The 23,064-nt window shown below is 66.3% G+C and carries 22 protein-coding genes; 15 read left to right on the forward strand and 7 right to left on the reverse strand.

Annotated features, from left to right (window positions below):
- The first annotated feature begins 6 nt into the window (after positions 1–6).
- From AC6LJ5_RS10925 to AC6LJ5_RS10940, 4 genes are all read left to right on the forward strand, one after another.
- Positions 7–339, forward strand: a complete 333-nt coding sequence (locus tag AC6LJ5_RS10925; protein ID WP_103272678.1) for a hypothetical protein — start codon at positions 7–9, stop codon at positions 337–339.
- A 501-nt stretch (positions 340–840) separates the two neighbouring features.
- Positions 841–3,639 carry a magnesium-translocating P-type ATPase gene (gene mgtA / locus AC6LJ5_RS10930; protein WP_103272679.1) on the forward strand — a complete coding sequence of 933 codons (2,799 nt, stop codon included), beginning with the start codon at positions 841–843 and terminating at the stop codon, positions 3,637–3,639.
- A gap of 49 nt (positions 3,640–3,688) precedes the next feature.
- Positions 3,689–4,804: a porin gene (locus AC6LJ5_RS10935; protein WP_498140464.1), complete on the forward strand. Its 1,116-nt coding sequence runs from the start codon at positions 3,689–3,691 to the stop codon at positions 4,802–4,804.
- 97 nt (positions 4,805–4,901) lie between these two features.
- On the forward strand, positions 4,902–5,771 hold the full coding sequence (locus tag AC6LJ5_RS10940; protein ID WP_498140465.1) for a cytochrome c oxidase assembly protein: 870 nt from the start codon (positions 4,902–4,904) through the stop codon (positions 5,769–5,771).
- Positions 5,772–5,820: 49 nt separating this feature from the next.
- Here the strand turns inward: AC6LJ5_RS10940 and galU are convergent, their stop codons facing one another.
- Entirely contained in the window at positions 5,821–6,672 is an 852-nt protein-coding gene (galU, locus tag AC6LJ5_RS10945) for a UTP--glucose-1-phosphate uridylyltransferase GalU (RefSeq protein WP_103272682.1), read from the reverse strand.
- A 72-nt stretch (positions 6,673–6,744) separates the two neighbouring features.
- Here galU and AC6LJ5_RS10950 point away from each other — a divergent pair, with 72 nt between their 5' ends.
- Positions 6,745–8,253, forward strand: a complete 1,509-nt coding sequence (locus AC6LJ5_RS10950) for a M48 family metalloprotease (protein ID WP_369869759.1) — start codon at positions 6,745–6,747, stop codon at positions 8,251–8,253.
- On the opposite strand, the gene AC6LJ5_RS10955 is transcribed toward AC6LJ5_RS10950, so the two are convergent.
- From AC6LJ5_RS10955 to AC6LJ5_RS10970, 4 genes are all read right to left on the reverse strand, one after another.
- Positions 8,250–9,350, reverse strand: a complete 1,101-nt coding sequence (locus AC6LJ5_RS10955; RefSeq protein ID WP_498140466.1) for a YheT family hydrolase — start codon at positions 9,348–9,350, stop codon at positions 8,250–8,252. The two genes, AC6LJ5_RS10950 and AC6LJ5_RS10955, sit on opposite strands and share 4 nt — an antisense overlap.
- Before the next feature lie 18 nt (positions 9,351–9,368).
- Positions 9,369–9,791, reverse strand: a complete 423-nt coding sequence (locus tag AC6LJ5_RS10960) for a YybH family protein (RefSeq protein WP_103272685.1) — start codon at positions 9,789–9,791, stop codon at positions 9,369–9,371.
- Between the two features lie 43 nt (positions 9,792–9,834).
- Entirely contained in the window at positions 9,835–10,056 is a 222-nt protein-coding gene (locus tag AC6LJ5_RS10965; protein WP_103272686.1) for a zinc-finger domain-containing protein, read from the reverse strand.
- Positions 10,057–10,142: 86 nt separating this feature from the next.
- Positions 10,143–11,063 (reverse strand): branched-chain amino acid transaminase, encoded by a 921-nt coding sequence (locus AC6LJ5_RS10970; protein WP_498140467.1) that lies wholly within the window; start codon positions 11,061–11,063, stop codon positions 10,143–10,145.
- Positions 11,064–11,407: 344 nt separating this feature from the next.
- On the opposite strand from AC6LJ5_RS10970, the gene AC6LJ5_RS10975 reads away from it, so the two are divergent.
- The 3 genes from AC6LJ5_RS10975 (at position 11,408) to AC6LJ5_RS10985 (ending at position 14,306) form a co-directional block, all read left to right on the forward strand.
- A complete protein-coding gene (locus AC6LJ5_RS10975; RefSeq protein WP_103272688.1) occupies positions 11,408–12,112 on the forward strand; it encodes an AzlC family ABC transporter permease in 705 nt (234 codons plus the stop codon).
- Positions 12,109–12,444 carry an AzlD domain-containing protein gene (locus tag AC6LJ5_RS10980; RefSeq protein ID WP_103272689.1) on the forward strand — a complete coding sequence of 112 codons (336 nt, stop codon included), beginning with the start codon at positions 12,109–12,111 and terminating at the stop codon, positions 12,442–12,444. The genes AC6LJ5_RS10975 and AC6LJ5_RS10980 overlap by 4 nt, the downstream gene beginning before the upstream one ends.
- 392 nt (positions 12,445–12,836) lie before the next feature.
- Entirely contained in the window at positions 12,837–14,306 is a 1,470-nt protein-coding gene (locus AC6LJ5_RS10985) for a DEAD/DEAH box helicase (RefSeq protein ID WP_498140468.1), read from the forward strand.
- Positions 14,307–14,436: 130 nt separating this feature from the next.
- Here AC6LJ5_RS10985 and AC6LJ5_RS10990 read toward each other — a convergent pair whose 3' ends face one another.
- A complete protein-coding gene (locus AC6LJ5_RS10990) occupies positions 14,437–14,820 on the reverse strand; it encodes a thioredoxin family protein (RefSeq protein ID WP_103272691.1) in 384 nt (127 codons plus the stop codon).
- 64 nt (positions 14,821–14,884) lie between these two features.
- Here AC6LJ5_RS10990 and AC6LJ5_RS10995 point away from each other — a divergent pair, with 64 nt between their 5' ends.
- From AC6LJ5_RS10995 to AC6LJ5_RS11005, 3 genes are all read left to right on the forward strand, one after another.
- Positions 14,885–15,685: an EI24 domain-containing protein gene (locus AC6LJ5_RS10995; RefSeq protein WP_103272692.1), complete on the forward strand. Its 801-nt coding sequence runs from the start codon at positions 14,885–14,887 to the stop codon at positions 15,683–15,685.
- Positions 15,686–15,735: 50 nt separating this feature from the next.
- Positions 15,736–16,551, forward strand: coding sequence for a competence/damage-inducible protein A (locus AC6LJ5_RS11000; RefSeq protein WP_498140469.1), 816 nt, complete (start codon positions 15,736–15,738; stop codon positions 16,549–16,551).
- A 167-nt stretch (positions 16,552–16,718) separates the two neighbouring features.
- Positions 16,719–17,582, forward strand: a complete 864-nt coding sequence (locus AC6LJ5_RS11005) for an IclR family transcriptional regulator (RefSeq protein ID WP_498140470.1) — start codon at positions 16,719–16,721, stop codon at positions 17,580–17,582.
- A gap of 118 nt (positions 17,583–17,700) precedes the next feature.
- On the opposite strand, the gene AC6LJ5_RS11010 is transcribed toward AC6LJ5_RS11005, so the two are convergent.
- The gene (locus tag AC6LJ5_RS11010; RefSeq protein WP_103272695.1) at positions 17,701–18,678 is read right to left on the reverse strand and encodes a tripartite tricarboxylate transporter substrate binding protein BugD; all 978 of its coding nucleotides are present in this window, start codon (positions 18,676–18,678) and stop codon (positions 17,701–17,703) included.
- A 378-nt stretch (positions 18,679–19,056) separates the two neighbouring features.
- Here AC6LJ5_RS11010 and phaP point away from each other — a divergent pair, with 378 nt between their 5' ends.
- From phaP to radC, 4 genes are all read left to right on the forward strand, one after another.
- Entirely contained in the window at positions 19,057–19,635 is a 579-nt protein-coding gene (gene phaP, locus AC6LJ5_RS11015; protein ID WP_103272696.1) for a TIGR01841 family phasin, read from the forward strand.
- Between the two features lie 282 nt (positions 19,636–19,917).
- Positions 19,918–21,117 carry a tyrosine-type recombinase/integrase gene (locus tag AC6LJ5_RS11020; protein WP_001062689.1) on the forward strand — a complete coding sequence of 400 codons (1,200 nt, stop codon included), beginning with the start codon at positions 19,918–19,920 and terminating at the stop codon, positions 21,115–21,117.
- Entirely contained in the window at positions 21,114–22,178 is a 1,065-nt protein-coding gene (locus AC6LJ5_RS11025; RefSeq protein ID WP_003092331.1) for a PDDEXK nuclease domain-containing protein, read from the forward strand. The genes AC6LJ5_RS11020 and AC6LJ5_RS11025 overlap by 4 nt, the downstream gene beginning before the upstream one ends.
- A gap of 351 nt (positions 22,179–22,529) precedes the next feature.
- Positions 22,530–23,039: a RadC family protein gene (gene radC, locus AC6LJ5_RS11030; RefSeq protein ID WP_003092330.1), complete on the forward strand. Its 510-nt coding sequence runs from the start codon at positions 22,530–22,532 to the stop codon at positions 23,037–23,039.
- Positions 23,040–23,064: the final 25 nt, after the last annotated feature.

Raw genomic sequence — 23,064 nt, forward strand, 5'->3', positions numbered from 1 at the left:
GTCGCCATGCGTTTCTTCGACTTGTTCCTGCGCCGCGCCGGCGTGGACCGCGCCACCGCCCAGGGCCGCCGCCGCGGCACGTCGCGGCTGACGGTCATTTGTCCGCGCGATGAACTGGGTTCCCTGCGCAAGCAGATCTGCCTGGACTTCAGCGCCGCCGGCCTGGATGTTTCGCAAGTGCAGATCGACCAGGGCTCGGATCCCGGCATGGCGTCGGCCTGCATCACCGTCAACTGCCCCCCCGAATTGCGCGGCGAACTGATGTCCCAGGCCCGTCGCCTGAGCGCCAACCCCGCCGTGCGCCACGTGCATTTCGGCGTCCAGCCGCTGGCGGCCTGAACGCCCGCGGCTGCCCGTCAACCCACAGGAGAAATCATGCCTAGTGCCTTAGACCCCGAGCCTCGATTGCGCCCCGCGCGCGGCGCCGGCATGCCTGTCTGACCCGTCCACTCCCTGCGAGCCGACCGGCCAGACGCATCCTGGTCCGTACGGAACCCGCAGCACTGAATCCCCGGCCTGGCTGACCCAGCGTCCGCCCGATCCGCCGGCACCGATTCTTCCGCTCGCTTCCCTTTCCGTTTTCCGCACCCGGCGCGCTTCTTGACGCGATCCGGACACCGGCCACATTGCTCCGGTGCTTGAACACGCCCGTACGCGGCGGATCGACGGCCTGCGCCCGCTGGCCGCGGCCGCGCACGCCCGTGCCAGGCACGCAGCCTGTCGTCCGTGTCTCCCAGAAAAAGCTCCCGCGCCGCGTCCTTCTTCGCGGTTGCGCCGTTCCCCGGGGATTCTTCCCCGGACGCTGCGCGGGACAAGAAAACAAACAACCGGAGCACTCCGATGTTGACGTTCCTGAAGTCATTCTTCTCATCCGCCGCCCGAGCGCGACGTACCGGGCGCCATTTCCGCCGCTCGCCCATGCTTGAGCGCGGCGGCGATGTGGCCGCCGTGCCGCCCGACGCGGCCCGCCACGCCAACCGCCGCATGCTGGAACTTTCCGGTCAGGATACGGAGACGCTGTTCCAGCGTTTCGGCAGCCGCGCCGGCGGCCTGAGCGAAGCCCAGGCCAGCGCCGCGCGTGAACGGCATGGCCGCAACGAGGTCGACCACGAAGCGCCGCTGCGCTGGTATGTCCACCTGTGGTACTCGTACCGCAACCCCTTCAACCTGCTGCTGACCGCGCTGGCCTCGCTGTCGTGGGTCACCGATGTCTGGATGGCCGAGCCTGACGACCAGTCCTGGCGCGGCGTCATCATCATCGGTTCGATGGTGGTCATTTCCACGCTGCTGCGCTTCGCGCAGGAGCGTCGCTCCAACCGCGCCGCCGAGGCGCTCAAGGCGATGGTGCAGAACACGGCGACCGTGCTGCGCAGCGACGCCGGCGATCCCTCCGAGAGCGAGGTCCGGCGCGCGCTGGGCGTGGCGCCGCACGCCAGCGGCTCGCGCCGCATGGAGCTGCCGCTGGCCGACCTGGTGCCCGGCGACGTGGTGCTGCTGTCCGCGGGCGACATGATCCCGGCCGATTGCCGCATCCTGACCGCCAAGGACCTGTTCGTGGCGCAGGCGGCCTTGACGGGCGAATCGCTGCCGGTCGAGAAGAGCGCCACGCAGCGCGTAGAGACGGCCAATTCGCTGGAACTGGAGAACATGGCCTACATGGGCACCAACGTGGTCAGCGGCTCGGGCACCGCCCTGATCGTGGCCACCGGCGCCGACACCTACTTCGGCCAGCTCGCCGGACGCGTCACGCAGACCGCGCGCGTGCCAACCCAGTTCCAGCAGGGCATCAACCGCGTCAGCTGGGTGCTGATCCGCTTCATGCTGGTGATGGCGCCCATCGTCATGCTGATCAACGGCTTCACCAAGGGTGACTGGCTCGAGGCGCTGCTGTTCGCGCTGGCGATCGCCGTGGGTCTGACGCCCGAGATGTTGCCCATGATCGTCACCGCCACCCTGGCCAAGGGGGCGGTGCGGATGTCGCGGCGCAAGGTCGTGGTCAAGCGCCTGGACGCCATCCAGAACCTGGGCGCCATGAACGTGCTGTGCACCGACAAGACCGGCACGCTGACGCAGGACCGCATCGTGCTGGAACGCCATACCGATGTGTACGGCGCCGTCAGCGACGACGTGCTGGCCTACGCCTACCTGAACAGCTACTACCAGACCGGATTGAAGAACCTGCTGGACGTGGCGGTGCTGCGGCACGCCGAGGTGGAGCGCAAGCTGAATCTGGCGGCGAGCTACCGCAAGGTCGACGAGATTCCCTTCGACTTCGCGCGTCGCCGCATGTCGGTGGTGGTGAACGAGGTCGAGAACGGCCGCGAACACCATGAGCTGATCTGCAAGGGCGCGCTGGAGGAGGTGTTGTCGGCCTGCACCCGCCTGCGCGTGGGCGAAGAGGTGCAGCTGTTGACCGATGCGCGCCGCGCCGACATCCGCAAGGTCACGGCCGACCTGAACCGCGACGGCCTGCGCGTGATCGCCGTCGGCGTGAAAGAGCTGCCGCCCACTCAGCAGGCCTACGGGGTGGCCGATGAGTCCGACCTGATCCTGGTCGGCTACATCGCCTTCCTGGATCCCCCCAAGGAATCCACCGCGCCCGCCCTGGCTGCGCTGAAGGAATCGGGCATCGAGGTCAAGGTGCTGACCGGCGACGTGGAGCTGGTGACGCAGAAAGTCTGCCGCGAAGTCGGTTTCGAGGTCCGCAAGGTGGTGCTGGGCGCGGAGGTCGAGGCCATGTCCGATGCGCAGCTGGCCGTGGCGGTGCGCGAGGCCAACGTCTTTGCCCGCCTGACGCCGGCGCACAAGGAACGCATCGTGCGCAGCCTGCGGGCGCAGGGCAATACCGTGGGCTTCATGGGCGACGGCATCAACGATGCGCCCGCCCTGCGCGCGGCCGACGTGGGCATTTCGGTCGATTCGGCCGTGGATATCTCGAAGGAGGCCGCCGACATCATCCTGCTCGAAAAGAGCCTGATGGTGCTGGAAGATGGGGTCATCGAAGGCCGCAAGACCTTCTGCAACATGCTCAAGTACCTGAAAATGACGGCCAGCTCGAACTTCGGCAACGTCTTCTCGGTGCTGGTGGCGAGCGCCTTCCTGCCGTTCCTGCCCATGCTGCCGATCCATCTGCTGCTGCAGAACTTGATGTACGACATCTCGCAGACCGCTATCCCGTTCGACAATGTCGACGAGGAATTGCTGAAGAAGCCCCAGCAATGGGATCCGGACGGCCTGGGCCGCTTCATGGTGTTTTTCGGCCCGATCAGCTCGGTCTTCGACATCGCCACGTATGCCTTGATGTGGTATGTATTCCAGGCCAATGCGCCCGAGCATCAAACGCTGTTCCAGTCGGGCTGGTTCGTGGAGGGCCTGTTGTCGCAGACGCTGATCGTGCATATGATCCGCACGCGCCGGATTCCGTTCCTGCAGAGCCGCGCCGCCTGGCCCTTGATGGTCATGACGCTGGCGGTGGTTTGCCTGGGCCTGTTCCTGCCGTTCTCGCCGCTGGCCGGATACTTCCAGCTGCAGGCGCTGCCGTGGAGCTATTTCCCCTGGCTGGCCGGGATCCTGCTGAGCTACTGCGTGCTGACGCAGCTGCTCAAGGGTATCTGGGTCCGCAAGTACGGGTGGCAATGAGTCGGTTCGATGCCGCGGGCAAGGCCCGCGGCGCAGTCGGGAGAAATGCATGAAGAAGTACTACATTTGCGCGGCGTTGACGGCGGCCGGCCTGGCCAGCCCCCTGGCCGCCCGGGCCGACGTAGCCGCCTTGTCCGGCACCGAGGTCCAGATCTACGGCGTGGTCGACGCCGGCGTGGCCGTCACGAACGTGTCCGGCGTGGGCAGCCGCAGCGGCATGCTCAATGGCGGCCTGACGGATTCGCTGTGGGGCCTGCGGGGCAGGGAAGACCTGGGAGACGGCTGGAGCGCGCGCTTCCAGCTGGAAAACGGCTTCGATCCATCCACGGGACGGCAGGCCGATGACCGCAGCCTGTTCAACTATGGCGCCTGGGTCGGGCTGGGGCATGACGATCTGGGCGAGCTGCGCCTGGGCCGCCAGTACACCGTGGGCAAGACCTATGGCAACGCGCTGGAGATCGCGTCCTGGAAGGAAATGGGCATGGGCGCCACCTTCAAGGCCTCGGACAACTACCAGTTCAGCAACCTGGTGAACTACTACACGCCGGAGTGGCAGGGCTGGCAGGCCGGGATCGGCTATTCCTTCGATGCCGACGCGCAGGGGAAATTCCGCACCAACGCCAACAACCGCGCGCTGAGCCTGGGCCTGAAGTACGAGGATGGCCCGCTGCTGGCCGTGGCGACCTGGGACCAGATGAGACTGGCCCAGCCGCCCCAGGGCGTTCAGGGCCGGCCGCAGGCGCTGCAGCTGGGCGCCTCCTATGACTTCGAGGTGCTGAAGGTGTCGGCGGCCTGGTCGCGCCAGCGCAACGGCTATGTCGGCCTGGACGGCGGCGATCCGGACAACCTGGGACAGAACCTCGGGCCCGCCGCCTTCGCGGCCGGCGGCACGGTCAACGCCTGGCTGCTTGGCGTGAGCGTGCCGCTTGGGCGAGGCACCGTGCTGGCCCAATGGTCGCTGGCCAAGCCGGACTGGCAATGGGCCGATGGCATGACCGCGCGCAAGGCGCAGCTGATGACGCTGGGGTATACCTACGAGTTGTCGAAGCGCACCACGGTCTATGCATTCGCCGGCTATGCGTCGAACTACACGCTGGACAACCAGTTCGACCCCGGCAATTCCCATACCACCCGCTACGCCATGGGCGTGACGCACCGTTTCTGATGCCGGGAGGGACGCTCCTTCGGGCGTCCACTACAATCGGCGGTGAGCAGCGGCCCGGCGCCTGGCGCCGGGCCGGCCTTTCCCCGCGGTCTTCCGGATGGCATGCATGGACAGTCTTGAGTGGCTCGTACCCTGGGAGTTCTCTCCCACGCTGGTGGCTTCGTTCATCGTGGCCATCGTGCTGTTCGTGCGCGGCCAACGGGTGCATCACGTGACGCTGGCGCGCCAGGTGTACTTCTGGTCGGGGATGGTGCTGCTGTACCTGTCCATGCATACCCGGCTCGACTACTACGCCGAGCGCATGTTCTTCATCCATCGCGCCCAGCATCTGGTGCTGCATCACCTGGGGCCGCTGCTGGTGATGGCGGCCTTTCCCGGACAGGTCATGCGCGCCGGGCTGCCGCTGGCCTGGCGCCTGCGGCTGCGCGACTTCCTGCGCACCGGCCCGGGCCGCGCCACGGTGGCGGTGCTGACCAACAAGATCTTCGTGCCCGCGCTGTTCGTGTTCCTGGTGCTGGTCTGGCTGCTGCCGTCGGTGCAGTTCTATTCCATGCTGGACTGGCGCCTGTACCGGCTGATGAACTGGTCGGTGGTGATCAGCGGTTTCATGTACTGGAACCTGATCCTGGACCGGCGTCCCAGCCCGCCGGCGGCCATGTCGCCAGGCGGCCGCGTGATTTCGCCCATCATCACCATGGCGCCGCAGATGGTGGCGGGGGCCGTCATCGCCTTCTCCGAAAGCGACCTCTATCCCTTGTTCGAACTGTGCGGCCGCGCCGTCGCCATGTCGGCGCAGACCGACCAGACCATCGGCGGCCTGACCATGTGGATTCCGGCCGCGCTGGTGGAGGTGGTGGGCTTGATGGTGGCGCTGGGCACCCTGATGCGCCTGTCCGCCAAGGGTCGGCTGCGCAAGGCCGATCGCGATGCGCGGGCGCGGGCCAAGGCCCGCGCCGTCTCGGCCTGATCCGGCCATTCAGCGGAATCAGTCCGTTTCGTCCCGAACCGGCGGTGGCCTACTCCGGAATCAGCCCGTGGTACTTGCGTCCCAGCGCCACGGTGGCCTGGAACATGCCGGCCTTGCTGCCGCAGTCGTAGCGCGTGCCGTCGTAGCGGTGCGCATAGACCGCGCGCTCGCGCATCAGCGACGCGATGCCGTCGGTCAGCTGGATTTCGTTGCCGGCGCCCATCTTGGTCGAGCGCAGGTGATCGAAAATGGCCGCTTCCAGCACATAGCGGCCCACCACCGCCAGCGTGGACGGGGCGGCCGCCGGATCGGGTTTTTCAACGATATGCGTGACGCGCTCGGTGCGGCCGTTGGCGCGGGCGTCGCCGTCCTGGGTCGCGACGATGCCGTACTTGCGGGTGTCTTCGCGCGGCACGTCCTGCACCCCCAGCACGCTGGCGTTCTGCGCGACTGCGATGTCGACCAGCTGCTTCATGGCGGGCGTGTCGGCGTCGATCAGGTCGTCGGCCAGCAGCACGGCGAAGGGCTCGTCGCCCACGGCCGGCGCCGCCGACAGCACGGCGTGTCCCAGGCCCAGCGGGGCCGATTGGCGAATGTAAAGGCAGTTCACATGGGCGGGTAGAATGCCACGCACCATGGCCAGCAGCTCGTGCTTGCCCTTGCTTTCCAGGTCGGATTCGAGTTCAGGGGCGGAATCGAAATGATCCTCGATGGCCCGCTTGTTGCGCCCGGTGACGAAAATCAGGTCCGTGATGCCGGCGGCCACGGCTTCTTCCACCGCGTACTGGATCAGGGGCTTGTCGACGACGGGCAGCATTTCCTTGGGCATCGCCTTGGTCGCGGGCAGAAAACGGGTGCCCATGCCGGCAACGGGAAAAACGGCTTTACGGACGGGACGCATTGAAACCTCGCATGGGGAAACGGTGAAACATTTTAAGCTGATCGCTATCATAGGCTTATGAAACGCAGGAACATGTCCTCCATTTGCTCGATTGCGAAACAAGGCGTCAGCGCGGCGCTCAGCGCTGCGCTGGTCTTACAGGCCCTGCCGCTGGCGGCCCATGCCCAGCCCGTCGGGCTGCCTTCCATGGGCGCGGCGTCGTCGGCCGAGCTTTCCCCGATGCTGGAACGCAGCCTGGGCGAGGCCATCATGTCGCAAGGGCGGCGCGACCCCACCTATGTGGACGACACCGAGCTGAGCCAGTACCTGACCACCATGGGACGCAAGCTGGCCGCGTATTCGCCGGGCGCCGTGCCCGAAGTGGAAATGTTCGGCGTGCGGGATCCCGAGATCAATGCGTTCGCCATGCCTGGCGGCTTCATCGGCGTGAATACCGGACTGATCGTCGCCTCGGCCAGCGAGTCCGAGCTGGCCGCCGTGCTGGCGCACGAAATCGGCCACGTGGTGCAGCGCCATATCGCCCGTGGCATGACCCAGCAGAACCAGAACAGCATGGTGATGCTGGCCAGCCTGGCCGGCGCGCTGCTGGCGGCGCTGGCTGGCGGTGGCGGCAATCTGGCGATGGGCGTGGCCGCGTTCGGCCAGGCCGCCGCCATCAACCGCCAGCTGGGTTTTTCGCGCGACGCCGAGCGCGAGGCCGACCGCGCCGGTTTCCAGATGCTGACCAAGGCGGGCTACGACCCGCAGGGCATGTCCGACATGTTCGGACGGCTGATGAACGCCTCGCGCCTGAACGAGGGCATGGGCGGCGGTTCCTGGGCCAGCACGCACCCGCTGTCCATCGAGCGCATGTCCGACGTGCAAAATCGGGCGCGCTCGCAGCCGCCGACGCGGCACGTGGACAGCGATGATTTCTGGTACATCCGCGCCAAGATGCGCGTGGTGCAGGGGCGCGACGCGGTCAGCCTGCGCTCGGCCGCGCAGCAGCTGCAGGACGAGGCCCGGGCGCTGTCCGGCGTGCGCAAGTCGGCGGCCTACTATGGCCTGGCCTTGCAGGCCCTGCAGCGCAACAGCCTGGCCGAGGCGGAGCGCAACTGGACCCTGGCCTCGGAAGACGGACGGTCGTCGCCGCAGCTGGCCAAGCTGAGCGTGGATATCGCGCTGGCCCGCAAGGACAATGCCCGCGCGCTGGAGCTGGCGCAGGCCGCGTCCAAGCGCTGGCCGGACCGGCGCGCGCTGGGCATCGCCTATGCCCAGGCGCTGCAGAATAGTGGCCGCCACGCCGAGGCCCAGGACTACCTGCGCGGCAAGATCCGGCAATGGGGCGCGGACGAACCCAGCCTCTATCAGATGCTGGCGCAGAGCCAGGAACGCACCGGCAAGCCGGTGCAGGCGCGCCGCGACATGGCCCGCTACTACACGCAGATCGGCGCTTTCGCCGCGGCGGAGTCGCAGCTGCAACAGGCGCGGGGGATGTCTTCCGACTTCTACGAGCAGTCGCAGATCGACGTGCAGATCAAGGAAGTCAGGGACAAGCTCGCCGAAGAACGGCAGCTGCTGGAGCGATTCAAATCCGGCTAGAGGCCGGTTTCGAAGAAGCGGCCCAGGCGCTGGGGCAGCCAGTTCAGGTGCGCCGGAAAGGCGCCGGTCGGGAAACCGGCGTGGCCGCCGTCGGCGGGCTGGTGCAGCAGCACGCTGGCCGAGCATTCCTCGGGCTTGGGCAGGGCGCTGGCCGGGATGAACGGATCGTTCAGCGCGTTCAGCACCAGCGTGGGCGCGGTGATCCGCGGCAGCCAGGGCTTGCTGGAGGCGCGCGTCCAGTAGTCCAGCGCGTTGCGGAACCCATGCATGGGCGCGGTATAGGCGTCGTCGAAGTCGCGCAGGTCGCGCGCGTGCGCGATGCGCATCACGTCGATGGCGCCCGGGTAGCGATGCGCCTTTTCAAGCACCTTGTTCTTGAGCGTCTTGAGGAAATGCCCGGTGTAGATCTTCCGGTTGAAGAGGCCGGTGGACAGGGTCTTGCCGCAGGCCACCAGGTCCAGCGGCACCGAGACGCCGGCGCAGGCCGTCAGCCAGGACGTGTCCTCATGGTGCTCGCCCAGGTACTTGAGCAGCGCGTTGCCGCCCAGCGACACGCCCACGGCATGCCAGCGGGCGTGCGGGATGCGGCTGCGCACGGTCTCCAGCAGGAAACCGACCTCGGCCGAGTCGCCGGAATAGTAGGCGCGCGCCAGGCGGTTGGGCGTGCCGGAGCAGCCGCGAAAATGGGCGATGGCCACGATCCAGCCGCGCGCCCGGAAATGATGCGCGATCGACTGCGCGTAGCGGCTGTTGCTGCCGCCTTCCAGTCCGTGGAACAGCACTAGCGCCGGCGTGTCAGGTGTGTGCGGCAGGGATTTCCAGTCCGCGTCGGTCATCCAGCGCGCGGCGGCGGTCCTGCCGTTGGCGACCGGACGCTGGCCGCTCACGGGCGCGCCGTCGGCGGCCTTGTGCGGAAAGAGGCCCGGCCCGGTCCAGTCGAAGTCCACGAAGTCCGTGTCCGGCGTTTCCACGCGGTCGCGCACGAAGGCGATGCGATGGTATTGCGCGAACAGGGCGGCGTAGACGGTTTGGCTGTCGCCTCCGGGCAGCCACGAGGGAACAGGGCAGGGCGTTGTGTCAAAACGAGCAGCGGCCAACAAAAATCCACCCGGTCTCTAGTGCAGCATGTCGGGTACGTCGTGCAAGTCGAGCACACCCGCTTCGGTGGGGGCGGGCGAGGCATGGTGCATGACCATGCGCCAGCCGGTGGGCCCCTTGTGATAGATGTTCGTCGCGTAGCAGTTGGCGAACTGCGTGCCTTCGCGCGTGCGCACCGCCACCTGTTCCACCAGCACGTGCACCGCGCACATCATGCTCTGCATGACCAGCGGGCGCAGCGGGCGGATGTGCAGCGGGCCGTTGGCCAGCACCTGCTGCCAGGATTCGTGCACCGCCGAGTGGCCCACGATGCGCAGGCCGCCCGGATGGATGCAGACGATTTCCTCGTCGTCCGCCCAGACTTGCATCAAGCGGACGCAGTCCGCCTGTTCCAGGGCTTCGTAGAACGCGTGCTCGGCTTCGTCTGGCGTGGCGAACATAGGTCGTGGCGGTTGGCGTGAGGAAGAAGGGCGCGGCCGGCGCTCAGTGGTGGCCGTGCAGCACCGTGCCCGGCTTCAGACGGTATTCGGCGCCACAGTAGGCGCAGCGGGCCGAACCGGTGCGGGCCACGTCGAGGAAGACGCGGGGGTGCATGCTCCACAGCGGAGCCTTGGGGCCGGGACAGAAGACGGGCAGGTCTTCGGCGCCGACTTCGATCACTTCGTGTTGTGCGCTGGAGACGGCGGCCGGGGAAGCGGCGGTCATGGGTATTCCTGAAATAAAAGAACCGTGGGACGGCTGGGTGGGTGGTAATGATGCGGCCTTGCGGGAAATTAACAAGGCCGCGCGAATCAGATTTTGCTTAGCCAGTGATGGTACTTCGGGTTGCGGCCATGCACCACGTCGAAGTAGGCCTTCTGCAGGGCTTCGGTGACGGGCCCCCGGCTGCCTGCGCCGATCTTGCGGTTGTCGACCTCGCGGATCGGGGTGACTTCGGCGGCGGTGCCGGTGAAGAAGGCCTCGTCGGCGATATAGACATCGTCCCGGGTCAGCCGCTTGGTCACGACGCGCAGGCCCAGGTCGGCGGCCAGCGCATGGATGGTGGAGCGGGTGATGCCGGTCAGGGCCGAGGCGATTTCCGGCTCGCAGAGCACGCCGTCCTTGACCAGGAACAGGTTTTCGCCCGAGCCCTCGGCCACGAAGCCGTCGGTGTCCAGCAGCAGGGCTTCGTCGTAGCCGTCCTGCAGGGCCTCGGTATTGGCCAGGATCGAGTTGGCGTAGGTGGTCGCGACCTTGGCGCGCGGCATTGTCACGTTGACGTGCTGGCGGGCAAAGGAGGAAACCTTGACGCGGATGCCCTGGGACAGCGCTTCCTCGCCCAGGTAGGCGCCCCAGGGCCAGGCGGCGATGGCCACGTGCACGCGGGCGCCCTTGGGCGACACGCCCATCTTCTCGGGGCCGTAGAAGATCAGGGGGCGCAGGTAGCAGGACTTGAGCTGGTTCTCGCGCACGACCTGGCGCTGCGCCTCGTTGACCGTGTCCGGGTCGAAGGGCATGGGGATCTGGTAGATGTGCGCCGAGTTGAACAGGCGCCGGGTGTGGTCCTGCAGGCGGAAGATGGCCGTGCCGAGCTCGCCGTCGTAGGCGCGCACGCCCTCGAATACCGACAGGCCGTAGTGCAGGGAGTGCGTCAGGACGTGCGTCGTCGCGTCACGCCACGGCACCAGCTTGCCGTCGTACCAGATGAAACCGTCACGATCCGCCATCGACATGGTCTGCTCCCATCTTAGTGCGCGCCGTTTTCGCCCGGAAGCGCTTTTGACGCCGCGCGGCGGTCGGCGCCGCACGATAGCTCCGACTTGGGCCGGCGGGCGTCCCGCGCGATGACGGGAGGCCGCAAGCGGCGCTCGCGGAAGTGCGTCATTGTATCAAGCAGCGAGGTTACAATACGCCTCGTTCGCGCCTGGATCCGCCGCCGCGCGGACGCGACTTCAGGCGGGCCGCCGCCGCTTTCCATCCCTTAGAGCAGTCATGTCGTCCTGTCCGAATCGCCAGGGGCCAGCCATTGTCCTCTGAACCAGCGCTTCCTTCAGCGCAAACTGAAGATCCCCGCCTCGTGCGGCAAGAACGCGTCGCCGCCTTCCGCGCCGGCGTCCAGGCCATCGTGCCGGCCCTGATCGCCACCGCGACCTGGGGCCTGGTCACCGGGGTGGCCATGGTCAAGTCCGGCCTCACCGAATCCATGGCCCTGGCCATGACGCTGCTGCTGTACGCCGGTTCGGCGCAGCTGACCTCGCTGCCGCTTATCGCCACCGGCGCGCCGTTGTGGCTGATCTTCGCCGCCGGCTGCGTGGTCAACCTGCGCTTCCTCATTTTTGGCGCCGCGCTGCAGCCCTATTTCCGCCACCTGTCCTGGCCCAAGCGCCTGGGGCTGGGTTACTTCACCACCGACATGGGCTTCGTGCTGTTCATGCCGCGTTTCGGCGACGCGGCCGAGCGCGGCACCCGCGAGCAGCTCTGGTACTTCATCGGCACCGTGGCGCCGGGCTGGCTGGTGTGGCAGACCTCGTCCATCGTGGGCATTTACCTGGGCACCATGGTGCCCGCGACTTGGTCGCTGGATTTCGCCGCCGTGCTGGCGCTGCTGGCCATCACCGTGCCGTTGGCCAATTCCAAGCCCATGCTGGTGTCGATGCTGGCGGCTGGACTGGTCGCCTGGGTCGGGCAGACCCTGCCGCTGCGGCTGGGCCTGGCAGCGGCCGTGATCACCGGCGTGGTCGCCGGCATGTGGGCCGAACGTTTCTTCAAGGCGCGCACATGACGCTCTGGCCCTCCGAGATCTATGTCTATTGCGCGATCCTGCTGCTGACCGTGTGCAGCGTGATCACGCGCGCCGGCTTCATGCTGTTCGGCGATTATGTTCCGCTGTCCGACAACGTGCGGCGGGCCCTGCGCTATGCGCCGGCGGCCGCCTTGACGGCCATCGTGGTGCCCGACCTGCTGCCCTGGAAAGCAGGGCTGGGGCCGGTGTTCGATTACAAGCTGGTGGCGGGCGTGCTGGCGGTGCTGGTGTTCCTGCGCACGCGCAGCGCGGTGCTGGTCATCATCGTCGGCATGCTGGTCCTTTGGGGGCTGCGCTGGCTGGCGGGCTGAGTCCTCCGAAGCGGAATTCGTCCGATTGGTCGCTTACTGTCCATCAGGTGGACGATTTTGCCTGATCGGAGCTACCCGCCGCGCCGGTTTTCCAGTCGCTCCGGGCATTCGGCGACCTGCTTTGCGCGTGCGCCGGGCCGGCTGCGCTAAAATTCGAGTTATCCACAGCAATCCGGGCCTGGTACTGCCCTCATAAGTATCGAAACCAGAATGCGCCGCCTGGCCTGCAAGGCAGGATGCGGATCGCTCGCGGCGCCTTGCGCGCCGCGGCAATTCGCGCGTGGCCGCGCGAGCGTGGCGCGTGTTCCGGTTGTCCCGATGCGTATGCACGGCAGTGCCCATGCACTCTCGTTTTGTTCTTTTTCACTGGTCCCGGTATCTGCCTAACCCTGATGACTGACTCCACTCAATCCGTAGCACCCGCCGCCGAGGCCCCCGCGCCTTCGTTTGCCGATTTCGGCCTGCATCCCCTGCTGCTGCAGTCCATCGCCGAAACCGGCTACACCAAGCCCACGCCGATCCAGGCGCAAGCGATTCCGGTCGTGGTCGAGGGGCGCGACGTCATGGGCGCCGCTCAAACCGGCACCGGCAAGACCGCCGCGTTCACCGTGCCCATCCTGCACCGCCTGATGCCGCTGGCCAACGCCAGCGCTTCGCCCGCGCGGCACCCGGTGCGCGCGCTGATCCTCACGCCCACGCGCGAACTGGCGGACCAGGTGTACGAAAGCGTCAAGCGCTACAGCAAGCAGACGCCGCTGCGTTCGGCCGTGGTGTTCGGCGGCGTGGACATCGGTCCGCAGCGCGAAGCGCTGCGCCGTGGCTGCGAAATCCTGGTCGCCACGCCGGGCCGCCTGCTGGATCACGTGGAACAGAAGAACGTGAACCTGGGTCAGGTCGGCATCCTGGTGCTGGACGAGGCCGATCGCATGCTGGACATGGGCTTCCTGCCCGACCTGGAGCGCATCATCCGCCTGCTGCCCGCGCAGCGCCAGGGCCTGCTGTTCTCGGCCACCTTCAGCAACGAAATCCGCAAGCTGGGCCGCTCGTACCTGAACCAGCCGGTCGAGATCGAGGTCGCCGCCCGCAACGCCACCGCCAACACCATCACGCAGATCGCCTACAAGATGTCGGGCGACAACAAGCGCGCGGCCGTGGTGCACCTGGTGAAGTCGCGCGGCCTGAAGCAGGTCATCGTGTTCTCCAACACCAAGATCGGCACCGCCCGCCTGGCCCGCCAGCTCGAACGCGATGGTGTGAAGGCCGAATCCATCCACGGCGACAAGACCCAGGCTGACCGCATGAAGGCGCTGGAAGCCTTCAAGGCCGGCGATCTGGAAGTGCTGGTGGCCACCGACGTGGCCGCGCGCGGCCTGGACGTGGCCGGCGTGCCTTGCGTCATCAACTACGACCTGCCGTACAACGCCGAAGACTACGTGCACCGTATCGGCCGTACCGGCCGCGCGGGCGCGTCGGGCGAAGCCATCGCGCTGTTCACGGCGGAAGAAGAGCGCTTCCTGCTCGACATCGAGAAGCTGATCAAGCGCGAAGTGCCGCGCGGCACGCTGGACGTGCCCGCCGACCTGATCGCCCGCAGCCATGGCCGTGGCGAGGAGCGCGGCTCGCCGCGCGAGGGTCGCGAAGGACGCGATCGTGGCGAACGTGGCGATCGCGGCCGTTCGTCCGAGCGTGGATCCGAGCGCCGCTCGTCGTATTCCGCGCCGCGCCAGCCCGTGGACGATTTCTTCCTCAAGCCCTACGAGCCGTCGGCCGCCGCGCCCGCCCCCGAAAAGGACGCGCCGGTCAAGTCGAACGGCGCCAAGCGCCAGGTCGCCGTGCTGCTCGGCGGCAGCCGCAAGCCCTGAGGCGGGGCGTCGGCGGATTCCGACGTCCGTCAGCCGGTTCAGCTTGCGACCCGCGCGGTTGATCGGGCTGGCCACAAGAAAAGGCGCCTCGCGGGCGCCTTTTTCATGTGGCCGGTCTCAGGCCGTCAGTTCAGGCCGTCAGCAGCGCTGGCAGGTCGGGCAGGCCGGTCGTGATGGCGGCGCTGCCTGCGTCCAGGCTGGCAAGCAGGCGTTCGAGATGGCCGATGTGCGGCAGCATCGGACCGTAGAACAGCACGCGGTCGCCGAGCTGGACCAGCAGGGTGGGGAAGTTCTCGACTTCCTCGTCGCCGAGCAGTTCGGCGTGCTCCTCGATATCGATCCAGGCGAACACGCGCTCGGGCATGGCCTCGGCCAGCGCCAGCAGCTTGGGCTTGTACTGCTCGCAGGTGTCGCACCAGGCGGCGCAGAAACAGGCGATGAGCCAGGTGTCGGGCGCCGCGCCCAGGCGCGTGCGCAGAGCGGCAAGATCGGTACCGGGAACGAGTAGGGGCATACGAGCGAAGCTAGGCGGGTTTGACCTATCATACCCGGGATGCTCATCACCATTTGCCCGCCTCATGACCGCCTTGCGCACCGACTTTGACACGCCTCAGCCTGGCCGCTTTTCCCGCAGCGCCGCTGGAGTTGGACTGGCCTTCAAGCGGGCGCTCGTGTCGCAGTGCCATCCGACCATGCTGTTCGCGGTGCTGCTGCCATTCCTGATCGCCCTGGTCGGCGCCTTGTTGCTGCTCTGGCTGTTCTGGACGCCGCTCACGGACTGGCTGCGCATGGAGGCCTCGCACTGGGACTTCGTCAACCGCACCGACGAGTGGCTGGTGGCGATGGGGCTGTTCTCGCTGAAGATCTACCTGGCTCCGGTGGTTGCCGCGGCCATCCTGCTGCCCGTTTCCGGCATCCTGGGCCTGGCCATCGCCGCCGTGTTCGTGATGCCGCTGGTGCTGCGCCACGTGGGGCATCGGGAATACGCCGGGCTCGCCTTGCAAGGCAGGCATTCCACGGCGGTCAGCGTCTGGAACGCCGTGTGGGTGTCGGCTGCCTTCGCCGCCGGCTGGTTGCTGACGCTGCCGCTGTGGCTGGTGCCGCCCATGGCCTTGATCCTGCCGGTTTTCTGGTGGGCCTTCGCGTTCTCGCGCATGATGCGCGTGGACGCCATCGTCGAGCATGCCAGCCCGGCCGAGCGCCGCCTGCTGATCCAGCGCCACAACGGCGGTTTCTGGGTCATCGGCCTGATTTGTTCGCTGCTGAACCTGCTGCCGCCGGCGTGGATCATCCTGCCGGTGTTCTCGGCCCTGGTCAATGCGCACTACGGGCTCGAGGCGCTCAAACGCCTGCGCGAAGAGCGCGTCATCGACGTCTGAGCGCGGCGCGCGATCTTCACATCATTCGATCCTCACACCTGGAACTGGACATGGCCGCAGAACCCGCCGCCCGCCGTATTGGCCTGATCATCGTCGGAGACGAAATCCTGTCGGGGCGCCGACAGGACAAGCACTTCTCCAAAGTCGTCGAACTGCTGTCCGCGCGTGGCATGCAGCTGGGCTGGGCGGAGTTCCTGCCCGATGATCGCGATGCGCTGACGGCCGCCTATCGACGCAGCTTCGCCTCCGGCGATGTGGTGCTGTCCTGCGGCGGCATCGGCGGCACGCCGGACGACCATACCCGCCAGGCGGCGGCGGCCGCGCTGGACCTGCCGCTGGCGCTGCATCCCGAAGCGGAGGAAGCCATTGCGCTGCGCACCGCCGAGATGGCGGCCAAGGGGCAGGGCACGGCCGACATGAGCACGCCCGAGAACCAGCAGCGCCTGCAGATGGGCGTGTTCCCGCAAGGCTGCGAGATCGTGCCGAATCCCTACAACCGCATTCCCGGCTTCTTCATCCGCGACCACACGTTCGTTCCGGGCTTTCCCGTCATGGCCTGGCCCATGCTCGAATGGACGCTGGACACGCGCTATCGTGCAATGCAGCATCAGCGCAGCCATGTCGAGCATTCCTTCCTGGTTTTCCGCATGCCGGAGTCTCGCATCACGCCGGCGATGCAGGCCGTCGAATCGCGCTGGCCGGGTGTACGGGCGTTCAGCCTGCCCAGCGTGGGCGAGGCTGGCGGCGCGCCGCATATCGACTTGGGCGTGAAGGGCGAACCCGAGGCCGCCGCGCAAGCCTTGGCTTTCCTCAGGGCCGAGGTCTTGCGGCTGGGCGGCAAGCTGGAGCCGCCGGCCGCGGCCTGAGCTTGACGAAGGGCTGAATAAAAAGGGGGCGACCCTTTTTATTCAGTTCAAAAAACCCATTGCCAAATGCCCCGGTAAATTTCACAATACGGGAAAGAACTGTTTGCTGCGTTGCCGCAAGGCCGGTCTCTTTCGGCGGCGCGGCCATAAGCCACCAACTCCTTCCTATGTCCCGTCTCCCGACACCCCGCAACGCCCTGGACGCCGATAGTGACGGCGCCGCTAGCCATCCCATCGCCATACAAGTCATCGAGCGCGCCATGCGGCTGCTCGATGCGCTGGCCGCCCAGCCCGACCCCGTCACGCTGAAAGAGCTGTCGGCCACGACCGGGCTGCACGCGTCCACGGCGCACCGGATCCTCAACGACCTGGTGGTGGGCCGCTACGTCGAGCGGGTGGACAACGGCCTGTACCAGCTGGGCATGCGCCTGCTGGAACTGGGGTCGCTGGTCAAGGGACGGCTCAACGTGCGCGAGGCGGCGGTGTCGGCGATGCGCTCGCTGCACAAGCTCACGGGCCAGACCATCAACCTGTCGGTGCAGCAGGGCGACGAGATCGTCTACATCGAGCGGGCCTGGAGCGAGCGCTCCGGCATGCAGGTGGTGCGCGCCATCGGCGGCCGCGCGCCGCTGCACCTGACGTCCACCGGCAAGCTGTTCCTGTCCACCGGCGACACCCGCCAGGTCCGCGCCTACGCGCTGCGCACCGGATTGGCCGGGCACACGCGCAACAGCCTGACCGACCTGGAGCGCCTGGAGCGCGAGCTGGCCCTGGTGCGTCGCCACGGTTACGCGCGCGACAACGAGGAACTGGAGCTGGGCGTGCGCTGCATCGCCGCCGGCATCTTCGACGATACCGGCAAGCTGGTGGCGGGGCTGTCGATCTCGGCGCCGGCCGAGCGCCTGCAGGATGAATGGATCAAGTCGCTGGTGGATACCGCCGCCAGCATTTCCGAGGCGCTGGGCTACGAGCCGCCGGTCTCGGGCGGCGCCAATGGACTGAGCCTGCAGGCCGAGACATTGCGCGGCTGAGCCTGCGCGCGGCAGGCTTGCCGCGCCTTCAAGAGCGCCTGCCCCGGCGCGAATCAGCGGCCTGCAAAAAAGCCCCCTTTCCTGCGAAAGGGGGCTTTCTTTTCGCGGGTGACGCGGCTTACTGCTGCTCGACGCCCGCCTTCTTGAACAGCTCGGCCCACTGCGGCACCTGCTGCTTGACCTTGGCGTCCAGCGCCTGCGGGGTGGCGTCGCTGGTCAGCACCGTGGCGCCCAGTTGCTTCATGCGGTCCTGGAACTTGGGGTCGGCCAGGCCGGCCTGCAGGCTTTTGATGAGCTTGTCGACCACGGGCTTGGGCGTGCCCTTCGGCACCCACATGCCATGCCAGATGCCGACCTCGAATCCCTTGAAGCCGGATTCGTCCATGGTGGGCAGCTTGGACAGCGTGGGCACGCGTTGCAGGCTGGTGACGGCGTAGGCCTTGACCGAGCCGGCATTGATCTGCTGGGTGGTGTTGGTGGTCTGGTCGCAGAGCAGATCCACCTGTTTGCCGAGCAGATCGTTCATCGCCGGGGCCGTGCCCTTATAGGGGATGGTCAGCAGTTGCACGCCCAGGGCTTCGACCAGCATGGTGCCGCACAGGTGGCTGGCGGCGCCGATGCCGGCGTTGGCCAGCGAGACCTTGTCCTTGTTCTTTTTGACGTACTCGGCCAGCTCCTGGATGTTGTTGGGCGGGAAGTCGGAACGGGCGATGATGGTCATCGGCACATCGACCACCAGGCCGATGGGCTCGAAGCTCTTGTAAGGATCGTAGCCGGGGTTCTTGTACAGCGAGGGGGCGGTCGAGAAGCCCGCGTGCATCAGCAGCACCGAGTAGCCGTCAGGCTGGGCGCGCGCCACCTGGGTGGTGCCGATGGTGCCACCGGCCCCGCCCTTGTTTTCGACCACGACAGTCTGGCCCAGCGTCGGACGCATGGCTTCGGCGAGCGAGCGCGCCACGTTGTCCGTCGGCCCGCCTGCGGCGAAAGGCACCACCATGTTGATGGCGCGTTCCGGATATTCCGCCTGGGCGGCGCCGGCCGTAACCATGGCAGCGGCCGCGAGCAGGGCCGAAAGCGTGCGGGGGATGAGGGTCATGGAGTCTCCGTTGCAGGTTTTTTCTTGCTGCGTATTTCTTTATAAGTCGCTGACTATTAGTAGGGTTCTGTATGTCATCAGCGTGCAAACAGTGTAGAAAAGAATTGATACGCCGTCATGTCCGGTATTTCCCGAGTCATGGGAAAAGCTTGTGCTGGATCAAACCGGGACACAGGCGTGCACTGTTAAAGTGCAAATGGTTGTTGCGTTGCACAAAATTTGCTTGACAAGTTTTTTTCGGTCTCTAGAATGTCAATTGTGCAGTGCATCAAACGCGCCGGCGGTAGCTTGTAGTACCAGTTTCCGCGCACGTTCCATCTCGTCGCAGACACCATCCTGATTTGCCGGGTATTCCGGCTGAACACCTAGGAGCATTCTATGAGCGCCATTCCGCAACAAGTTCTGGACCGCCAAAAGGCCAGCGTCAATACTTTCGTCGCCGCCCAGGCCGTCGTTTTCTCCGGCTTCGAAAAGCTGGTCGAGCTGAATCTGAAGGTCGTCAAGGCCACCCTGGACGAAGTCGCCCAGAAGTCGCAGCAAGCCGCTGAAGTCAAGGATCCGCAGGAAGCCGCCGCGTTCGCCACCGGCCTGCTGCAACCGGGCGCCGAAAAGGCCCTGGCCTACAGCAAGCACGTGTACGACATCGTCGCCGGCGTGCAAGGCAAGCTGGTCAAGCTGACCGAAGAGCAGATCGCCGAAGGCCAGCAGCAGCTGAGCGAAGCCGTCGAGCACTTCTCGAAGAACGCCCCGACCGGCTCGGAAAGCGCCGTCGCCCTGATCAAGTCCTCGCTGGCCACCGCGACCAGCGCCTACGATTCGCTGACCAAGGCCGCCAAGCAGGCCGCCGAAGTCGCCGAGTCGAACCTGAATGCCGCCGCCAACGCGACCTTCAAGGCTGCCTCGGATGCCGCCGATGCCGCCACCAAGGTTGCCAGCCGCAGCCGTCGCAGCGCCTGAGTCTTTTCAGGCGCGCGCCTGGTGCGCAAACCGCAGTAATGTAGTACTGTTGAGTGACAGAGCAGAGCTGGAATTAGGGCCACCCATCGGGTGGCCCCTTTTTTTGTTTCACGATGACTCCAGCCCGGTAGTTCGCTGGACTGCGACGTAGCCCGATACAGCAGGTTTATCAATAGCTTACGCGCTTCCATCATATGCCGGTGCTTTCTGAAACTTGACCCGGTTCTCCCTCGCGCCGCTCCTATCTGGCTCCTGGAATCCGGGTCGTTCCAAGGAGTCATCATGGCAAAGATCAAGCTCACCAAGACCGCCGTAGAGTCGGCGCAACCCCAGGCGAAGGACATCGAACTACGGGATACCGTCGTGCCCGGCTTCCTTTGCAAGATTACCTCGACGGGACGCCGGGTGTTCATGCTCCAGTACCGCACGAACTCTGGCCAGCCCCGCAAGCCCTCGCTGGGACTCTACGGGGAGCTAACCGTCGAACAGGCGCGGGTCAAAGCGCAGGACTGGCTGGCCGAGGTTCGCCGGGGTGGTGATCCCGGCGGTGCCAAGGCCGAGGCGCGCAAGGCGCCCACGATGGCCGAGTTGTGCAAAAAGTTCATGGAGGACTACTCCAAGAAGCGCAACAAGGTCAGCACGCAGGACGGCTACCAGGGCGTCATCGACCGCAACATCATCCCGCTGCTGGGCCGCAAGAAGGTGCATGACGTGAAGCGGCCCGACATTGCGGGGCTCATGGAAAAGCTGGCCTACAAGCCGACCGAGGCCAACAAGACCTTCGGCGTGCTGCGCAAGATGTTCAACTTGGCCGAAGTCTGGGGCTTCCGCCCGGACGGCACGAATCCGTGCCGCCACGTCCCGATGTACCCGCCGGGCAAGGAAACCCGGCTCATCGTGGACGAGGAAATGGTGCGGATCTTCCGCCAGTTGGAGAAACTGGAGGCGGAGGGGCTGGAGAACTACGTCATCCCGTTGGCGATCCGGCTGCAATTCGAGTTTGCGGCGCGGCGCTCCGAAATCTGCCCGCTCGAATGGAGCTGGCTGGACTTCGAGAACCGGCGCGTGGTGTGGCCCGACAGCAAGGTTGGCGGCATTTCCAAGCCCATGAGCGAGGAAGCCTATCGGCTGCTTTCGACGGCGCCGCGTCTGGAAGGCTGCCCTTACGTCCTGCCGTCGCCGAACGACCCGGCCAAGCACCTGACCTTTGGCGAGCACTATGGCGGCTGGTGCCGGACGCTCAAGGCCGCCAGCGTGCCGCACGTAGGCACGCACGGCATCCGTCATCGCTCGACCACCGACATTGCCAATTCCGGTGTGCCGACCAAAGTGGGAATGAAGCTGACGGGCCACAAGACCGTGGCGATGTTCATGCACTACGTCCACACCGAGGACAAGCCGGTGCGCGAGGCGGCCGAGCTGGTGGCCAGCCGCCGCCAAGCCATCACGGGCGCGCGGCAGCTTGCGGAGGCGGTGGCATGAACGGGCGCCGGCCATCAGCAGCATCGCTCGCAGCGCCCGCGGCGCTGCTGGGCGACATTCGGGCACTGATCGAGGCGGCGCGCTTGCGCGCCGCCTCGACGGTGAATAGCGAGCTTACGATGCTCTACTGGCGCATCGGCCAACGCATCCACACGCAGGTCTTGGACAGGCGCCGGGGCGCCTACGGCAAGGAAGTTCTGCCCACCTTGGCTGCGCAGTTGGTGGAGGAGTACGGCAGCAGCTTTGCAGAGCAGAACTTGCGCCGCATGGTGCAGTTCGCCGCCACCTTCCCCGACGAGCGAATTCTCGTATCACTGATACGAGAATTGAGCTGGACGCACTTCATCGCCCTGATGCCGCTGAAAGACCCGCTCCAGCGGGACTACTACGCACAGATGGCCAGCACCCAACGCTGGAGCGTGCGGACGCTGCGCGAGCGTATCGACTCGATGCTGTACGAGCGCACGGCGCTTTCCCAAAAGCCGGAAGAAACCATAGCGCAGGAGTTGGCGACCCTGCGCGATGCGCAGCGCATGTCGCCGGCCCTGGTCATGCGCGACCCGTACATCCTCGACTTCCTGGGCCTGCGGGACACTTGGCAGGAAGGCGACTTGGAAGCGGCGATCATCCGTGAAATGGAGTCCTTCCTGCTGGAGCTGGGCGCGGGCTTCTCATTCGTCGCCCGGCAGAAGCGCATTCCGATCGACGACGAGGATTTCCACCTTGACCTTCTGTTCTACAACCGCAAGCTGCGGCGGCTGGTTGCGGTGGAGTTGAAGGTAGGTGACTTCAAGGCGGCCTACAAAGGGCAGATGGAGCTTTACCTTCGGTGGCTAGACAAGCACGAACGGGAGCCGGAGGAAGCCTCGCCGCTCGGGATCATCCTTTGCACCGGCAAGAAGCGCGAGCAGATCGAATTGCTGGAGCTGGACAAGTCCGGCATCCACGTTGCCGAGTATCTGACCGCCTTGCCGCCGAGGGGCGTGCTGGTGGAGCGGCTGCAACAGGCAACGCAACGGGCGCAGTTGCAAATCGAGCAGCGCAAGACGGACAACGAGTAGTCCTGTCCCAAGCAGTCGGGCGTCCCGGCGTGCCGCCGTCGCGCTGTCGTGCTGCGCATCGAGCTTCGCTGCGCGAGTCTCGCCCCTGTCGGGCTTCCATCACTGACGCCTCCGTCCCGGCTCGTTGATCCGGGCCTGCGCGCTCCGCTTGCCAAAAATCGACTCTGTGCAGTGGGCGGGTGTGGGCGGTCTTGCTGTTCCCTTCACCGTATCACGGCGTTCTCGCCGTCAAGGGCGGCGCGCGCCATGCGCGCTTGCGTCCTGGCGGCCGTCTGCGACCCCTGACTGCTTGCGCTGCGCCGTGCTGCCGCCGGTTCCGGGCAATTCCGCCCGAGCAACCGGAGCACGATCATGTCGCAACTGTCCTTTCCCTCGTTCGATTCCTGTCTGCTGGTGCGCGACGCGCACGGGCGCTATCTACCGGCATCGGCCGACGACATTCTGGAAGCTGCGCGCCAGGTCATTGACCGGAAAATGCGGCGCGGAGCAGAGTTCACTTCGCCGGCGGCGGTCAAGGAATACTTGCGTACAAAGTTGGCCAGCTTCGAGCATGAGGTGTTCGTAGTGCTGTTCATGGATACGCGCCATCGTCTGATCGAATACAGGGAGATGTTCCACGGCACTATTGACGGTGCGTCGGTGTATCCGCGCGAAGTGGTCAAGGAGGCGCTGCGGCTCAATGCGGCGGCGGTCGTCGTTTCGCACAACCATCCGAGCGGAAACCCCGAGCCGAGCGCGGCTGACCGGGCGCTGACCCAGCGGCTCAAGGAAGCGTTGGGTCTGGTGGACGTGCGCGTGCTCGATCACATCATCGTTGCGGGCAACGAAACGGCATCGTTCGCCGAGCATGGGCTGATCTAGCCCAAGGGGCTTCGGCCCCTTTTTG

The organism is Achromobacter sp. 1011791174 (assembly GCF_059760925.1).

Coding starts and splice junctions, on each gene's coding strand:
- AC6LJ5_RS10925 (WP_103272678.1), top strand. CDS start 7: ATGCGTTTCTTCGACTTGTTCCTGCGCCGCGCCGGCGTGGACCGCGCC.
- mgtA (WP_103272679.1), top strand. CDS start 841: ATGTTGACGTTCCTGAAGTCATTCTTCTCATCCGCCGCCCGAGCGCGA.
- AC6LJ5_RS10935 (WP_498140464.1), top strand. CDS start 3,689: ATGAAGAAGTACTACATTTGCGCGGCGTTGACGGCGGCCGGCCTGGCC.
- AC6LJ5_RS10940 (WP_498140465.1), top strand. CDS start 4,902: ATGGCATGCATGGACAGTCTTGAGTGGCTCGTACCCTGGGAGTTCTCT.
- galU (WP_103272682.1), bottom strand. CDS start 6,672: ATGCGTCCCGTCCGTAAAGCCGTTTTTCCCGTTGCCGGCATGGGCACC.
- AC6LJ5_RS10950 (WP_369869759.1), top strand. CDS start 6,745: ATGTCCTCCATTTGCTCGATTGCGAAACAAGGCGTCAGCGCGGCGCTC.
- AC6LJ5_RS10960 (WP_103272685.1), bottom strand. CDS start 9,791: ATGTTCGCCACGCCAGACGAAGCCGAGCACGCGTTCTACGAAGCCCTG.
- AC6LJ5_RS10965 (WP_103272686.1), bottom strand. CDS start 10,056: ATGACCGCCGCTTCCCCGGCCGCCGTCTCCAGCGCACAACACGAAGTG.
- AC6LJ5_RS10970 (WP_498140467.1), bottom strand. CDS start 11,063: ATGTCGATGGCGGATCGTGACGGTTTCATCTGGTACGACGGCAAGCTG.
- AC6LJ5_RS10980 (WP_103272689.1), top strand. CDS start 12,109: ATGACGCTCTGGCCCTCCGAGATCTATGTCTATTGCGCGATCCTGCTG.
- AC6LJ5_RS10985 (WP_498140468.1), top strand. CDS start 12,837: ATGACTGACTCCACTCAATCCGTAGCACCCGCCGCCGAGGCCCCCGCG.
- AC6LJ5_RS10990 (WP_103272691.1), bottom strand. CDS start 14,820: ATGCCCCTACTCGTTCCCGGTACCGATCTTGCCGCTCTGCGCACGCGC.
- AC6LJ5_RS10995 (WP_103272692.1), top strand. CDS start 14,885: ATGACCGCCTTGCGCACCGACTTTGACACGCCTCAGCCTGGCCGCTTT.
- AC6LJ5_RS11000 (WP_498140469.1), top strand. CDS start 15,736: ATGGCCGCAGAACCCGCCGCCCGCCGTATTGGCCTGATCATCGTCGGA.
- AC6LJ5_RS11005 (WP_498140470.1), top strand. CDS start 16,719: ATGTCCCGTCTCCCGACACCCCGCAACGCCCTGGACGCCGATAGTGAC.
- AC6LJ5_RS11010 (WP_103272695.1), bottom strand. CDS start 18,678: ATGACCCTCATCCCCCGCACGCTTTCGGCCCTGCTCGCGGCCGCTGCC.
- phaP (WP_103272696.1), top strand. CDS start 19,057: ATGAGCGCCATTCCGCAACAAGTTCTGGACCGCCAAAAGGCCAGCGTC.
- AC6LJ5_RS11020 (WP_001062689.1), top strand. CDS start 19,918: ATGGCAAAGATCAAGCTCACCAAGACCGCCGTAGAGTCGGCGCAACCC.
- AC6LJ5_RS11025 (WP_003092331.1), top strand. CDS start 21,114: ATGAACGGGCGCCGGCCATCAGCAGCATCGCTCGCAGCGCCCGCGGCG.
- radC (WP_003092330.1), top strand. CDS start 22,530: ATGTCGCAACTGTCCTTTCCCTCGTTCGATTCCTGTCTGCTGGTGCGC.